This window comes from Ligilactobacillus sp. LYQ139, from assembly GCF_045033025.1.
In the GTDB taxonomy this organism is placed as follows: Bacteria; Bacillota; Bacilli; order Lactobacillales; family Lactobacillaceae; genus Ligilactobacillus.
The window spans coordinates 150,404-165,959 of the sequence record NZ_JBJFZW010000001.1 but is presented as its reverse complement, the minus strand read 5'-3'; the positions used below and the strand labels follow the sequence as shown (position 1 = coordinate 165,959).

Annotated in this window: 12 protein-coding genes and 1 pseudogene; 10 read left to right on the top strand and 3 right to left on the bottom strand. The window is 44.6% G+C overall.

What is annotated here, in order from left to right; translation table 11 throughout:
- The first annotated feature begins 356 nt into the window (after positions 1–356).
- From ACI3E1_RS00765 to ACI3E1_RS00750, 4 genes and pseudogenes are all read left to right on the top strand, one after another.
- Entirely contained in the window at positions 357–2,417 is a 2,061-nt protein-coding gene (locus ACI3E1_RS00765; RefSeq protein ID WP_405023773.1) for a DNA methyltransferase, read from the top strand.
- Position 2,418: 1 nt separating this feature from the next.
- Positions 2,419–5,412 carry a type III restriction-modification system endonuclease gene (locus ACI3E1_RS00760; RefSeq protein WP_405023772.1) on the top strand — a complete coding sequence of 998 codons (2,994 nt, stop codon included), beginning with the start codon at positions 2,419–2,421 and terminating at the stop codon, positions 5,410–5,412.
- A 32-nt stretch (positions 5,413–5,444) separates the two neighbouring features.
- Positions 5,445–5,945, top strand: a pseudogene (locus ACI3E1_RS00755) (helicase-related protein); the annotation flags it as partial.
- Between the two features lie 89 nt (positions 5,946–6,034).
- Positions 6,035–6,472 (top strand): hypothetical protein, encoded by a 438-nt coding sequence (locus tag ACI3E1_RS00750; protein WP_405023771.1) that lies wholly within the window; start codon positions 6,035–6,037, stop codon positions 6,470–6,472.
- Between the two features lie 103 nt (positions 6,473–6,575).
- On the opposite strand, the gene ACI3E1_RS00745 is transcribed toward ACI3E1_RS00750, so the two are convergent.
- Positions 6,576–6,986 (bottom strand): hypothetical protein, encoded by a 411-nt coding sequence (locus ACI3E1_RS00745; protein WP_405023770.1) that lies wholly within the window; start codon positions 6,984–6,986, stop codon positions 6,576–6,578.
- A gap of 79 nt (positions 6,987–7,065) precedes the next feature.
- Positions 7,066–7,275, bottom strand: coding sequence for a hypothetical protein (locus ACI3E1_RS00740; RefSeq protein WP_405023769.1), 210 nt, complete (start codon positions 7,273–7,275; stop codon positions 7,066–7,068).
- 128 nt (positions 7,276–7,403) lie between these two features.
- Between ACI3E1_RS00740 and ACI3E1_RS00735 the strand changes: the two genes are divergently transcribed.
- Together ACI3E1_RS00735 and ACI3E1_RS00730 are read left to right on the top strand one after the other, a co-directional pair.
- The gene (locus ACI3E1_RS00735; protein WP_405023768.1) at positions 7,404–8,084 is read left to right on the top strand and encodes a hypothetical protein; all 681 of its coding nucleotides are present in this window, start codon (positions 7,404–7,406) and stop codon (positions 8,082–8,084) included.
- Between the two features lie 287 nt (positions 8,085–8,371).
- Entirely contained in the window at positions 8,372–9,631 is a 1,260-nt protein-coding gene (locus ACI3E1_RS00730; protein WP_405023767.1) for a tetratricopeptide repeat protein, read from the top strand.
- A gap of 174 nt (positions 9,632–9,805) precedes the next feature.
- On the opposite strand, the gene ACI3E1_RS00725 is transcribed toward ACI3E1_RS00730, so the two are convergent.
- Positions 9,806–10,702, bottom strand: coding sequence for a YitT family protein (locus ACI3E1_RS00725; protein ID WP_405023766.1), 897 nt, complete (start codon positions 10,700–10,702; stop codon positions 9,806–9,808).
- A gap of 142 nt (positions 10,703–10,844) precedes the next feature.
- Here ACI3E1_RS00725 and ACI3E1_RS00720 point away from each other — a divergent pair, with 142 nt between their 5' ends.
- From ACI3E1_RS00720 to ACI3E1_RS00705, 4 genes are read left to right on the top strand one after another with little or no spacing between them, the layout of a single operon-like run.
- Positions 10,845–12,059 carry a CCA tRNA nucleotidyltransferase gene (locus ACI3E1_RS00720; protein ID WP_405023765.1) on the top strand — a complete coding sequence of 405 codons (1,215 nt, stop codon included), beginning with the start codon at positions 10,845–10,847 and terminating at the stop codon, positions 12,057–12,059.
- Positions 12,059–13,960: an ABC-F family ATP-binding cassette domain-containing protein gene (locus ACI3E1_RS00715; RefSeq protein ID WP_405023763.1), complete on the top strand. Its 1,902-nt coding sequence runs from the start codon at positions 12,059–12,061 to the stop codon at positions 13,958–13,960. The genes ACI3E1_RS00720 and ACI3E1_RS00715 overlap by 1 nt, the downstream gene beginning before the upstream one ends.
- 17 nt (positions 13,961–13,977) lie before the next feature.
- Positions 13,978–14,934, top strand: coding sequence for a thymidylate synthase (locus ACI3E1_RS00710; RefSeq protein ID WP_405023762.1), 957 nt, complete (start codon positions 13,978–13,980; stop codon positions 14,932–14,934).
- 11 nt (positions 14,935–14,945) lie between these two features.
- Positions 14,946–15,455, top strand: coding sequence for a dihydrofolate reductase (locus ACI3E1_RS00705; RefSeq protein WP_405023761.1), 510 nt, complete (start codon positions 14,946–14,948; stop codon positions 15,453–15,455).
- Positions 15,456–15,556: the final 101 nt, after the last annotated feature.

The following is a 15,556-nucleotide window of genomic DNA, read 5'->3' as shown; positions in this document are numbered from 1 at the left end:
GGTATTGGTACGTGTCATTTATAAGGAAATCTTTACCAGGAATGAGGGATTGATCATGTAGAATATAATTATCAGGTTAATCGTATATGAAATTACTAGAGATAAAACTAGGAGTCATTTTTGATAAAAGGTGTGCATTAGAAGTTAAATGAATGACGGTGTAGAATACAAGCACAGTAACCAAAAAGGAAGAAATAAATGATACAACACAACACAACACAACACAACACAACACAACACAACACAACACGTTGATTATGTAAGTCAACGCTTATTTGTCAAGCAATTTAATCCGTTTTTAAGTGTATTTTATATGCTTAAAAACGGATTTTTTCTTTTGAATGGAGGTGATTGCTGTGATTAAGGATCATCTTCAAGAAAACGAAAATGTTAAGCCAAACACAGCATTTTTAGAGGAATTAAAAAATAAATTACCTGAATTTTTCAACGATGGTGGTTTTGATCTTAATAAGTTTAAAAACGCTTTGAAAGAAAATAATGTCAATGAATTTTCGGAGGGTTATCAACTAAACTTCATTGGAAAAGATTATGCACGAAAACAAGCTGGTGATGCACCTACTTCTGTGATTGTTCCGGACAATGAGCATAACCAGAAAGAGGAAAATAAAAATAGTAAAAACCTATTCTTTACGGGCGATAACTTAGAAGTTTTACGCCATTTAAGAAACAATTATTCGAACAAAGTTGATGTGATTTATATTGATCCACCATACAATACGGGAAACGATGATTTTGTATATCCAGATAAATTTGAATATTCTGATAAACAACTTAAAGAGATTTTTGGAATGTCAGATGAAGATGTTTCAAAATTAGACGCTTTGAAAGAAAGTAAAAGCCATTCCGCTTGGCTAACTTTTATGTATCCAAGATTATGGTTGGCTAAACAATTGTTAGCTAATGATGGGGTTATTTTTGTCTCTATTGATGATAATGAACAAGCTAATTTAAAACTATTAATGAATGATATTTTTGGTGAAGATAATTTCATTTCAAATATTGGAGTTGAAATTAGTAAAACTCAGGGGAATAAGGTTGGAGCAGCCAAAAAAGGGAAAATTGTAAAAAATTATGAGTATATTTTAGCATGTCAAAAGAATATGAATGAATTTAAAAGAGTTCCATTATATGATGCTGGAAGAGTCTGGGATCAGCATTATACGATATATTATGATGGGAGTCAATTTACTAATTTATTTGAATACATTTATAATAGCGAAATTTATTCAGAGTTTAAAAAAGATAACTTGTGTACAAGAAATGGCAAGCTTAACCACGAATTTATAGAAAAAGGAATTTTAACCAATAAAAAAATAAAGGACTTCTTCTATAAAGAAAGTGCCAATAATATTTATCGGAAAATGCCAGCCAATTTGGAAATACCTGAGGACGTAATTCAGAAATTAAAAGAAAAAAGTATTTTAGAATATAATGATCATCTTTTGATTTTAAAGGGCGAAAATAACTTCGATCAATTATTGTCATTTGATGAAGGTATTAGAAAAAATGATGAATATAACTCAGAATATACGAGAACAACAATTCGCGGCAATCTTTGGAAAGGCTTTTATTCTGATATGATGAATGTTAAATCCGAAGATGGAGTGAGTTATAAAAACGGAAAGAAACCGATCCGATTGATTGAACAACTAATAAAGTGGAGCGGGAAAAAACACGGAATTGTGATGGACTTTTTCGCTGGTTCTGGAACAACTGCATCAGCTGTAATGAACTACAACAATGATTACAATGCTAATTTAAATTATATTTTAGTTCAGTTACCAGAAGATCTTGATAATCGTATTAAAAATGGAAGTACTGAAGTAAAAAAAGAAGCAAGAAAGTTAGTTAAATTACTAGATAAAAACAGTGTTAAAAGACATACTATAGACGAAATAACTGCTCTTAGAATCAACAATGCAAGAAGAAATATAAATGAGATGGATGGGTATAAACATTATTTTGCAGTTTCTCCAGAAAAAGAAACGCTTGATAAAATTTATGATTTTGATCCAGAAAATTATGAGTTAGTCTCTGACATGGTTGAAAGCTTCTCTAGTTCAGCTTTAGGAGTACCTGGAAATGCGAGTGGTGAAGACACCATTCTAACGACTTGGTTGGCCGAAGATGGTTATGATTTTAATACTGACGATTTAGTTGAATATGATTTTGCAGGATATAAAGCTTTTGGAATCAAAGATACACGGTTGTATCTAATTAATGGTAATTGGCATACTGAACAAACAAAAGACCTATTAAACCAACTTGGAACAAATAAGTTGAAATTTCAGTCAGTTGTAGTATATGGATATTCATTCAACATAATTGATATGAAAGAACTTGATATTGGGCTTCATCAGCTGAATTCGACGGTTAGTTTGATTAAGAGGTATTAGTATGAAGATTGTTTTAGAAGAATTACAGCACCAAAATGAAGCGTTAAAACGAATTAATGAGAGTTTTCCTGCAATTGATAATTTAAAGGAAGACTCGTTGAATTTTGCTAATCCTCTGATTAAACATGCGTATGAGGAAGATCATTTTATTGATATCAAAATGGAGACTGGAACGGGGAAAACTTATGTTTATACCCGGATGATGTATGAGCTTCATAAGCGCGGACTTTTTAAATTCGTAATTGTTGTTCCGTCTCCAAGTATCAAGGAGGGGACTAAAAGCTTTATTGAAAGTGACTATGCTAAGCAGCATTTTAGTCAATTTTATGAAAACACCAATATTCAATTAAATGTCATTAATAAAGGTGATTTTGAGGCCAGAGGGGGTAGAAGGAATTTTCCTGCTCAATTGGCTGAGTTCATTGAGAGTTCACGCGCCAATTCAAACCAAATTGAGGTTTTATTGATCAACGCACAAATGCTTAATTCCAATTCAATGAAGCGGGATGATTATGATCAGATTTTAGCTGGTGGAGAAGCTTCACCGCTTAAGGCGATTGCTGCGACTCGTCCGGTAGTAATTATTGATGAACCGCACCGTTTTGCAGAGGGAAATACTGGCTATAAGAATATAAAGAAATTAAAACCACAATCTATCATTCGCTTTGGGGCAACCTTTCCCAAAAAGAAAGTGGGAAGAGGGAAAGATGCAGTTGAAAAGCCACAGTATTATCGGGGAAAGCCTCAATATAATTTAAATGCGGTTGAGAGTTTCAATCGTGGCTTAGTTAAAGGGATAGATGTGTTCTACCCTTCGTTAGATAAAGAAATTATTAAGACTACATATAAAGTGAAGTCTGTTCGAAAAAACGAATTAATTTTAGAAGATACAAATAAAAAAGAAAGAGTTGTTCAAATAGGAGAAAACCTTGCTGTAGCCGATAACGCTTTCGAGGGAAACATCACTTATGAAGGCGGTTCGGCGAAAAAAGGTGGGAGGCTGTCTAATGATTTAGTGCTCATGCCTGGAATGAAGTTAATTCCAGGAACGTTTACTGAATCCTACCAAGAAAGAATTATTAAGCAGGCAATTGACGAGCATTTTAGAATTGAAGAACAAAATTTTCTTCGAAAAAATAACAATCCCAAGATTAAAACATTATCCTTGTTTTTTATTGATAGTATTGATAGCTATGGCCGCCGAAAAGCTAATGGAACCGGTCGTGATAAGGGATGGTTAATCAAAATCTTTGAAAAGTTGTTGCGCACAAAATTAAGAGCTTTACTTGGAAAGTATTCTCATCCAGTCAATAATCGTGAACAGGAATACTGTGAATTTTTGCGGGCAACCCTTCAAAGTCTAAATTCAGAACATCAACAAGTTTATGCAGGATATTTCAGTGGTGATAAAGGATTAAAAAAGCAGGACGATGATATTCAAGCTGAAGTTGATGATATTTTGAAAAATAAGGAGAAAATGCTTAGCTTTAAGGACAAGAACGGTAATTGGATAACGCGCCGCTTCTTTTTTTCGAAATGGACGTTGCGTGAGGGATGGGATAATCCAAATGTTTTTGTAATTGCTAAGTTAAGAACCTCTGGGTCTGAAAACAGTAAAATTCAAGAGGTTGGCCGTGGTCTTCGGCTACCGGTTGACGAAAACGGTAACCGGGTTCATCAAGATGAGTTTGAAAGCCGCTTATCATTTCTAATTGGCTATGATGAAAAGGATTTTGCGGATTCGCTTGTAAACGAAATTAATAGTGATGTTGATGTTCAACTAAATGAAGAGAAGCTTGATGAGAGAACAATCAAGTTAATTGTTGAAGACTGTCAAAAAAATAATCCAGAATTTGATGAAAATCAACTACGTAACGATTTGGGGGAGCATCATGTAATTGATTTTGCTGGAAACTTTAATAAAAAGGTTGAGATTAACGGTAAAGTGATGTCAGGTTTTGAGGCGCTTGAGGAATTTTATCCGATTATTAAACAATATAAACTTGCCGTGGATAAGGTTTGTGATGGGGAGGAGCACCCACAATCGACGAAAATTGAGTTAAATAAAGAAAATTGGAATAAGATACGTAAAATCTGGTTAAAGTTTGTTAAACGCTCAATGATTGTTTTTGATCATGGTAAGGAAGATAAAATTAAAAGCATCGTAGAAGCAGTTTTTACAAATAGTGATAATTATGTAAAGCAATCAATTCAAAATATCAAACAAAAATTGTCTGTTGAGGATGAAGCCATAATTAGTGATCCAAAAGGAGATTATGAGATACATCAATATGAAACCATGAGTTATGGTAAATTTATAGAACAAATTTCGCGACAAACAGGATTACAGCCATCAATAATTAACAAACATGTAATTAACGGTATGAAATTTATAAATAATGATAGATATTTTATTAATGAAATCACTATGAAAAATCTTATAGATGATTTCAATAGACAATTTACTTGCTTATTCACTAATTCTTATTGCTATAAACCATTGGCTTTTAGTGCCACAACATCAGTTTATGATCTAGAAAAGGATGATTTCGTTGATAAAGTGTCTGCAGGTATAATTGGCAGATATAGTTTAGATTCAGTTGAAGCAGATGATAAATACCTATATGCCCGACCACCATTACGGTATGACAGTAAGGATACTGAATTAGATATTTTGAGGCATAGTTATGCTAATCAAAAAATTACTGTTTATGGAAAGTTACCTAAGGAAGCAATTAAAATTCCGCGTTACGACGATACCGGCAAATCGACTACACCAGACTTTATCTTTAAGATTGAGGAAGACGGGGAAGATGCGAAATACCTGATAGTTGAGGCGAAGTCTGAAAATCCGCGTGAAGATGATAAGCAAATTGTCAAAATTCAAGAGGAGTATTTTGAACAATTAAACGAAAGTGGAATTTACTACATGATGGCAACCAGTGATCCAGAAGTACAGGAGAAGTTAAGACGAATTCAGGATGGAGAGGAATAGGTTTATGAATATTTCGTTTACTCAGTTAGTAAAAGGGGAAAAAGGTTTTGTTTTGGGCAATGTTTGTAGGTATAATGCATAAAATTCAAGATGCGTTGTCTGATGAAGGGATTAAGTCAACCTTGGTTTATGGCGCAACTCCCAAAAGTGAACGTGAAGGGATGATTGATGAATTTAGAAGTGGTGATAGTCAAGTTCTAACCTCGAATCCAAATACTTTGGGTGAGTCAATTTCGTTGCACCAAACTGTGCACGACGCTATTTACTTTGAATATAACTTCAACTTAACTTTTATGCTGCAGTCACGTGATCGGATTCATCGTTTAGGATTACCTGATGATCAATATACAAGGTATTACTATTTAATGACTAATGGAACCGCAGCAGAATCGGGGTTTGTTGATCATGCCATTTATGAACGCCTTAAAGAAAAAGAGCAAATAATGTTGGATGCAATTGAAGGAGACTTGTTGGTTCCGGAATATACTGATGATTATCTAGAGGAAGTTAAAAAGATTATCGATATTAACTAGAAAGTCATCACGAGAATCGTTGATAGTGTAATGGGGATATCGATGGGTATTTTTTAACAGACAACATTAAATTGATATGGAGGTAATATATGCGTAAATTTGGTAAAATTATTATTATTCTAGTTGGACTTGCTGCTGTAGGTGGAATTACTTATTACGCTGGAGAAAAACATAGTGAACATAGAGTAGCGCAAACTACAAAGTCGAATAAGATTAAGAAAAGTAGTTCTAAGAGTAGTTCTAGTTCTTCCAAAAAGAGTTCAAGTAGTTCAATGGTTAGTTCAGAACTAAGACAGAATACAGTCACGCAGAGCAATGCTCAACAAACGGGCGGTGTTGCTCATCCGAACGAGGGTATTGATATCAATAAGGCGGAGGGAGTACCGCAACATGCCCACTTAACCCAAGAACAAATTAAACAAAATTATCAAACTTTCCATCGGAATACGGGTGGTAACCGAATGGAATATGCGAATAATTGCATTGAAAACGGATATTATCCGGACGGAACGCCTGTTAAAAAATAGGTCAAAGGCCATAATTTATTGATAAATAGTTTTCGAATAAGATCCCCCAAATCTTAGACTTTCTATCTAGGATTTGGGGGTTATTTTATGCGATAGAGTAATGTTAATTTCCTTTTTCCATACTGTGTTGTAGCTGGATTTCGCCAGCCGTTTTCATATTATTGGGGGTTGCATCCAGTGCCTGTTGGGGTGTCATTCCTTCATGTTCAACTTTATATTCAGCGGGGGACATCCCGTACCGATTAACGAAATCGTGTAAGTTAGCAGCAGATGCGGTTTGGGCTTGCTGTTGGTTAGTCTGGATGGATGTTTGTTGGTTGGTAGTAGTCGGGGTAACCTTTTGATTTGAGCTGGAAGAAGATGAGCTCATGTTCCTTGAACTACTGCTGCTCTTATTTGAACTGCTATGTAATTCAGAATGATGTGTAGTCGTATGGTGGTGGGTTGCAGTTCCGCAACCAGCCAGTCCGAGCGACGTTAATAATGCAATTGATAGGGTGGCAGTTTTTTTCATTTAGTTCTCCTTATAATGTATTTATTTGCTTTAAAAACAACCTCTTAATATAGTGTTTAGGACTCTCACAATACCCCGTTCATTTTTTCGCCAACAATCGAAGTGCTCCCCGTACAGCCGGATCATTAAGCACTTTTTCCAGGCTTTCTCGTTCGAGTTTTTTGGTATCTCGATTTTTACGGGGATCCTCTGAAAGGGCGGCGAGGTCAGCCGGGTTGTAAACGGGGAATTGGTTGATAAATTCCTTGAACGCTTTAATATCTATCTCTGCTTTAGTATCTATCTCCATAAAAATGCTCCTTTCTGGTTGACCTGTGCTATCAGTCTACCAGAAACTCAATTTAAGCGGTAGAAAATTATCCCGACCGCTTTTTTGTGCTATCCTAACCATAGACATTCCAAGGAAGGATAATACATATGCAACATAAGATAACAGCGTTGGCGCTAGTCGGGGTGGCCGGGATAACGCTCGCAGGGTGCGAGGTTCAGCACCATGCAAGTTCAACGCAACATCACGCAACCCCAACGAAGAAGGTTGCGCAGAAGAATAAGACGGGGAATTCCATTGCTTTAAGCAGTAGGCAGGCTGCTCAAACCAGCAGTTCGTCTGATCAGGGGAAGCAGTTTGCCTTCCCGCAGAACATGCAGGGAACGTGGTACGGCGTGGATCCGTTTGACGGGAAGATGCACACGCTGGTAATTAAGGGAAATCAGCTGACGGAAGACGGGCACACGCTTCAGTGCATGACCATGAAGGCGTGGACGCCGGAAGACGAATCGATTATTAATAATCCACAGGAAGCCCAGAACACGTGGAAGCAGGATCACTGGGGCAAGGCCCAGTGGATGGATGCGCAGGGCCACCGGTGGATTAACGTTCGTGGTTGGTACCAGTCAGCGGGTGACGGTGAATCGTACTGCCTTGACCAGGAAAACGTGAATGGGCAGAACGTCCCGGTTATTCTGGAAGCCGGGGGTGCAATGTTTACCGTCGATGAAACGTACTATCGGAGCCAGAGTTTAGCCAAGCAGGCCGCGGCCCAGAGTAGTAGTTCTTCGCAGCAGCCAGCCGACCAGGATGATAACGATGATGATTAATTAGCTGTTTTAGGAGCGATAGACGCCTGAAGTAATATTAAGAAGGAACTCAGCATTTTCTGTGCTGGGTTTCTTTTTTGGCGGCAAAAGTGTTTAATCAAATAAACATTTATGACAAAATGGAATATTTGTTTAATCGAATGAATATTTACAGCGAAATAAGTTATTTATTTAATTAAATGGACAAATTACAAGGACAATTAATGATTACCGTCTTGCTCCCGCTAGCGTAACCCCAAAACGTGCTATAATGAAACAACGCATAACAGTAAAGAAGGGACGATGGCATGAGCTTTTCAGAACAGACGCTGGACTTGCTAACGGCAGGCCAGTACGAAGAAGCCAAGAAGAAGTTTGCGTGGGCTTTGCGAAAGGACGACGATGAGATGGTCCACAGCCTGGCCGAGGAGTTGGCGGCTCTTGGGTTCACCAACATGGCTAAGCGGGCGTATGAGAAGTTGCTGGCGCGTTATCCGGATGAAGATGAACTACGGGTAGACTTAGCGGAATTAGCGGTCAATGCTGGGGATGACGATCAGGCGCTTGACTACCTGGCGCAGATTCCCCCAACGTCACCGGCGTACCTGCAATCGCTGTTGGCGGCAGCGGACCTATATCAGACGCAGGGACTGTTTGAGGTGGCGGAACAAAAGCTCTTAGAGGCGTTGCGGTTAGCACCAGACGAACAGGTGATTCAGTTTGCCCTGGCGGAACTGTATTTTGACATCAAGCAGTACCGCCAGGCGGTGACGTATTACCTGAGCTTGATTAAGCAGGGAGTCACTCACTTTGCCCAGGTTAACCTGGTTCAGCGGCTGGGCGTTTCTTACGCCGAAGCCGGGAAGTTTGCCCAGGCGCTCGGGTACCTCGAACAGATTCACGAGGAGGATCTCGACGCGGATGCGCGCTTCCAGCTGGCATTTACGCAGTTGCAGCTTAAGCACTACGATGATGCGCGCAAGAACTTTGAGAAGCTGCGCGAGCTCAACCCGGACTACGCGACACTGTACCCGTACCTGGCTGACATCTACGTTCACCAGGGCAATCCGCGCCAGGCGTTGGCCACCCTCCAAGAGGGGATCGGGGTCGACGAATACAACCCGCAACTGTATGAGCGGGCCAGCCGGCTGGCCGAACAGCTGGGGGATGACAAGTTGGCCCGGCAATACCTACAGACCATCGTGGACCAGGATCCGGATAACGTGACGGGCGTGCGTTTATTGAGTGACTTGCTGGTCCGGCAGGGCGACGCAACGGCTAACCGCGAATTGCTGACGACGTACCTGAAGGAGGGCAGCCCGGACGCCCACCTGTTGTGGAACCTTGGGCGGGCCGATGTAGCACTGGACAATTATGATGCGGCCTTACAGCACTACGATGCCGCCCGGGCAGAGCTCATGACTGATGCGGAATTTGTGCGCGATGCGGCGTTCTTTTACCGCAATGCGGGCTGCCGCGAAGCCGCGCAAGAATGCGTAGCGGCAGCCTTGCGGTTTGAGCCGGATGACCCGGACATGCTGCGGTTGCAGGATGAATTGTTGGGTTAGGGTGTATCTGGCCAAAAGCGGGGCGTGTGGGTAACAACCCGTGAATTGTAAGCGGGGATGAAACAAAGTACGTTTTTTTACTTAGCTCGTTTATTTTGGGACTAGACCATATTGAAATAAAAAGGAGACTGTGATAAAGGACGCAGTCTCCTTTTTAGGCTAAATAATTAATTTCTATTTACTTTGTGCTTCATCCTCAATGCGGTCTTCCGGGGCATAGGTGAATCCTTCCCCGACAACCTCATTGACGTCCAGAATTGAGATGAAAGCCTTGTTGTCAATCCGGTCAACAATCCGTTTAACCGTGGTTAGTTCGCCCTGATTCATTACGCAGTAGACAGCCTTACGTTGTTTGCCAGAGTAGGCGCCTTCGGTCATCAGGTAGCTGGCCCCCCGGTTGGTTTCGTCCATGATGGCGTGGGCCACCTTTTCCGGAAACTGCGTCATGATAATCATGCCACGGGCACTGTATGCGCCATCCTGAATGAAGTTAACGATCCGGGAGAAGACAAAGGAGGCCAACAGGGTGTACATCATCCGCCGCAGGTCAATGTAGGACAATGAGGCGGTTAGCACACACGCATCCAGGGCAAAGAGGGTTTGGCCCATCGGAATACCCATCTTGTGTTCAAAGATCTTAGCAATTACGTCAGTACCACCGGTCGTGCCACCGAACCGGTAAACTAATCCGGAACCGCCCCCGCCGAGAATTCCGGCTAGCACCCCGGCGATAAAGAGGTCGTGGTGAATGTTGATGTGGATGACGGGAAACCGCTGCCAAATCCAGATCCACAGCGATAGCATGACCGTCCCGTAGACGGTGTAAATCAGGGATTTTTTCCCGAGATAGTGGTACCCGATGATGATCAGGGGAATGTTGATTAACAGCGTTGAGTAGGCGGGGTTAATGCTGAACCAGTACCGTAAAATCAACGTAATTCCCGTTACGCCCCCCTCGGCCAGCCGGTTGGCGATGTTAATGAACACCAGCCCGAACGCGTAAATGGCAGTCCCCGCACAAATCATTAAAAAATCCACCAGGCGGAAACGTTCGTCATTTGTTGTTGTCATAGAAAAACCTCCTTTATTTTTAGTCGCTTTGCATATCGTATCATACGGGATAGCTGCTAGTGAAGGGCGATTACCGGGAACGAACCTGGCGGGTGTGCTAAAATGGGAGGCAGTGAATTATGCGGAATGGAGGGACGAGTTAATGAAGATTACGAACCTACCACCATCCTTTGAGAAGGCTAAACCAGTATTAGCTACGATTGAGCAGGGCGGCTATGAAGCGTACTTTGTTGGCGGCTGTGTCCGCGATACGCTTTTGGGAATTCCACTCCACGACGTTGACATTGCGTCGAGTGCCTATCCTGCTGAAATCAAACAGCTCTTTAAGCACACCGTTGATACCGGCATTGAACACGGAACGGTGATGGTGTTGGATCACGGAACGGGCTATGAGGTGACGACTTTTCGGACGGAATCGGCGTACCAGGATTTCCGCCGGCCCGATCACGTAGAATTTGTCCGGTCGCTCGGTGAAGATCTTAAGCGGCGGGACCTGACGATTAACGCGTTGGCCATGCGCCTTGATGGGACTGTCGTTGACCACTTTGACGGGCTGACCGACCTCAAGCACGGCATAATCCGCGCGGTGGGAACACCCGCCGAACGGTTCCACGAAGACGCCCTTCGGATGATGCGGGCGGTGCGGTTTGGCAGCCAGCTAGACTTTCGGATGGATCCGGCGACGTTTGCGGCCATCAAGGAAAACGCGCCGCTTCTTAAGAAGATTGCGGTCGAACGGATCCACGTGGAGTTTATCAAGCTCCTCTTGGGAAAGAATCCGCGGCAAGGAATCGAACAGTTTACGCAAACGGGCCTGTACCAGTACTGTCCGGGCATGGCGCAGGCCCGCCCAGCACTGGAACGCCTAGCGCAGTTACCGGCCATTGATTTGCCGGACGAAAACGCGGCGTGGACGCTTTTGACGGCGGTGATGGGGCTGACTTCCAAGCAGACCGTCAGGTTCTTGCGGCAGTGGAAGTGCGCCAACGAAACGATTACGGCGGTGAGCGCTGCGCGAACGGCGTTGACGAAGTTGCAGGCAGGGGGCATGGATGCCTGGACGGCGTATACGGTAGGTCGGTCAGTCCTGGAACGGGCGAAGGTGGTTGCCGGGTTACTTGGCATTTCCGTTCCGGCGGGGCTACTGGTTCAGTATGATGCCTTACCAATCAAGGATAAGCGCGAATTACGATTAACCGGGCAGGACTTGATGAACGAATTAGGAGTGCGTCCGGGGCCGGCGTTTGGCCGGGTGCTTGCACGGGCAGAGCACCGCGTGGTTGCCGGTGAGTTGCCAAACGATCACGCTGCTTTAATTGCGTTTGCCCAAACCGTCCTGAAGGAGATGAGCGACTAATGCAAACGTTACGGGTGGAACACCTGACAAAGACCTACGGCGAAAAGACACTGTTTGATGACCTGAACTTCATCGTGAATGAACACGACCGGATTGGTGTGATCGGGACGAATGGTTCCGGGAAAACGACGCTGATGAACGCCCTGAGTGGGGTGGATCCGGCCGATTCTGGGCAGCTGGTTAAACCCAACGACTACCGGATCGGCTATCTGATGCAGACTCCCCAACTGGATCCGGACAAAACGGTGCTAGCGGCCGTCTTTGACGGGGCAGCACCGGTGTTTCAAACCATCCGCGAATACGAAGCGGCGGTCGCAGCGTACGGGGAACACCCCGATGATTCGCAAGCCGAGCGGCGCTACGTGCGGGCGGAAGAACGGATGAACCAGGAAGATGCGTGGAACGCGGATACCGAAGCCAAGGCCATCCTGACCCAGTTGCACATCCAAGACTTTGACCAGCAGGTTGGCACGTTATCGGGGGGGCAGCAAAAGCGGATTGGCATGGCGCAGGTGCTCTTGCAGGCGCCCGACTTGTTAATCTTGGACGAACCGACCAACCACCTCGATTTTGATTCGATTGCGTGGTTGGAGGAGTACCTTCAGGGGTATAAGGGAGCGTTAATCATCGTCACCCACGATCGGTATTTCCTCGATCAGGTGGCGACCCAGATTTTTGAGTTATCGTTTGGAAAACTGTACCAGTATCCCGGGAACTACGAGGACTTTGTGCGGCAAAAGGCGGCGCGGGTTGACCGCGAGTTAACCCAGGAGCATAAGCAACAACAGCTCTACAAGAAGGAGCTCGCGTGGATGCGGACCGGGGCGAAGGCACGGTCGACCAAGCAGCAGGCGCGGATTAACCATTTTCACGAGTTGGCGGATAACCTGGGAAACGTTCAGGTGGACGGCCAGGTCAACATTAACTTGGGGCAGCAGCGTCTCGGGAAAAAGGTGCTGGAGTTAAAGGACGCCTCGTTGATGCTGGGCGACCATCCCATTATGCAGGATTTTAACCTGTTGATTCAGGGAGGCGCCCGGATTGGAATTACCGGAATGAATGGCGCCGGGAAGACGAGCTTTTTGAACGCGTTGGTTGGTGCCCAGCCCCTTGATCAGGGCACGGTGATTCGGGGTGAGACTGTTCGGTTAGCCTACTATAAGCAGCACATGGAGAAGTTACCGCCGGATAAACGGGTTATTAGTTACTTAAACGAAGTTGGCCAGAGCGTTGTTAATAAGGACGGCGAGCGGATCAGCACAACTCAGCTACTCGAGCAGTTCTTGTTTCCGCGTTTCATGCATGGGACCCTGATCCGGAAGCTTTCTGGCGGGGAGCAGCGGCGATTATATCTTCTCAAGCTTCTGATGAGCCAGCCGAACGTCTTAGTGCTTGACGAACCGACAAATGACCTGGATGTTGGTACCTTGACGGTATTGGAAGACTACTTAGAGCAGTTTAAGGGGACCGTGATTACGGTTTCCCACGACCGCTACTTTCTGGATAAGGTAGTGGATCAGCTTTTAATTTTTGAGGGGGATGCGCACATTGAGCGCTACACCGGACGCTTTACGGAGTACTTAGCGGCTAAGCAAAATACAGCCCAGGTTAAGAATAAGGAGAAGGCAAACCCCAAGGATGCGCCAAAACCGAACGAGCCGGTCACACAGGACACCCCGAAAAAGAAGCTGACCTACGCGGAACAGCTGGAGTTTGATAAACTAGAAGAAGAGATTGATGCACTTGAGGAACAAAAGCAGGCCGTTGCGCAGGAGATGGCGGCCAGCACGGGCGCTGATTACCCCCACCTGGCGGTCCTGCAACAACAGCTTGATGATCTCAACGCCCAGATTGATGCGAAGATGGCGCGGTGGGATGAACTGAGTGCGTACGTCGACTAACGAAAGGGGTAGGATGCATGGCAATTGTTGAAACGCCGTACTTGGAAATGATGCGGGACGTGTATGAACACGGACATAGTAAGGATGATCGGACTGGTACGGGAACGCGGAGTTTGTTTGGCTACCAGATGCGCTTCCACTTAGCAGACGGGTTTCCGTTACTGACCACAAAGCGGGTACCGTTAGGTCTGATTAAGAGTGAACTTCTCTGGTTTCTTCACGGGGATACCAATATTCAGTACCTGTTGAAGCATAACAACCATATCTGGGACGAGTGGGCTTTTGAGAAGTGGGTTGCGAGTGCTGAGTATCAGGGACCGGATATGACCGACTTTGGGCTGCGTTCTCAGCGGGACCCGGTGTTTAACGAGGAGTATCAGAAGCAAAAGAAGCTGTTCTGTGAGCGGATTGTGAACGACGATGCGTTTGCGGCGAAGTATGGCAGTCTTGGAAACGTCTACGGGGCCCAGTGGCGGCACTGGCAAACCCGGCGGGGAACGACGATTGACCAGCTTGCCAACGTGATTGAACAAATTAAGACGAACCCGACGTCCCGGCGGCTGATCGTGTCGGCGTGGAACCCAGAAGATGTCCCGGCAATGGCACTGCCACCGTGCCACACGCTCTTCCAGTTCTACGTGGCGGACGGGAAACTGAGCTGTCAGTTGTATCAGCGGAGTGGGGATATCTTTTTGGGAGTGCCGTTTAATATTGCCAGTTACGCGCTCCTCACGCACCTGGTGGCCCGGGTAACAGACCTTGAAGTTGGCGACTTTGTGCACACGCTCGGAGACGCCCATATTTATAAGAACCACTTTAAGCAGGTAGAAGAACAACTGAGCCGCAAGCCGGTGGACGCGCCAACGCTGTGGCTTAACCCGGAGAAACACGCCTTAGCTGATTTTGATTTGGACGACATTAAGGTTCAGGATTACCACCCGGCCGGCGCAATTAAGGCGCCCGTGGCCGTTTAGGAGGTGCTGGGATGCTTGCATTTATTTGGGCGGAGGATTCCGCCCATCACATCGGAGTTGATGGCCACCTCCCGTGGCGGTTACCGGATGACCTGCAATATTTTAAGCAAACAACGCTTAATCATCCGGTTGTGATGGGGCGGAAGACGTTTCAAAGTTTTCCTCATCCTTTGCCCCACCGCCACCACGTAGTGTTAACACACGATCAGCAGTTGGCAGCCCAGTATGCGGGTAATTCGCAGGTGGAGTTTGTGTTTACCCAGGACCAACTGGATGATTGGTTAGCAGCCCATGATGATGAGCTGGTTTTCATTATTGGGGGCGCAACCCTTTTTCGCATGTATGCTGAGCGCGTGGACCGGTTATACGTTACGCGAATTGAGGCTGAGTTTCCGGCTGACACGACGATGCCGCCACTTGATTACAACCGGTTTGAAGAAGTTCGCCGGGTTGCCGGAAAGGTTGATGAGCGTAACCGGTACCCGCACACCTTTGTGGTCTACCAGCGGAGGACGAAGTAGTTGGTCTAAAATTTGAAAAAATTATTAAGCTAGCCGCACGGTGGTGTGCAGCTAGCTTTTTCATTTGGAGGTGGTTTGGTATAATGAATCAGGAATTTAGT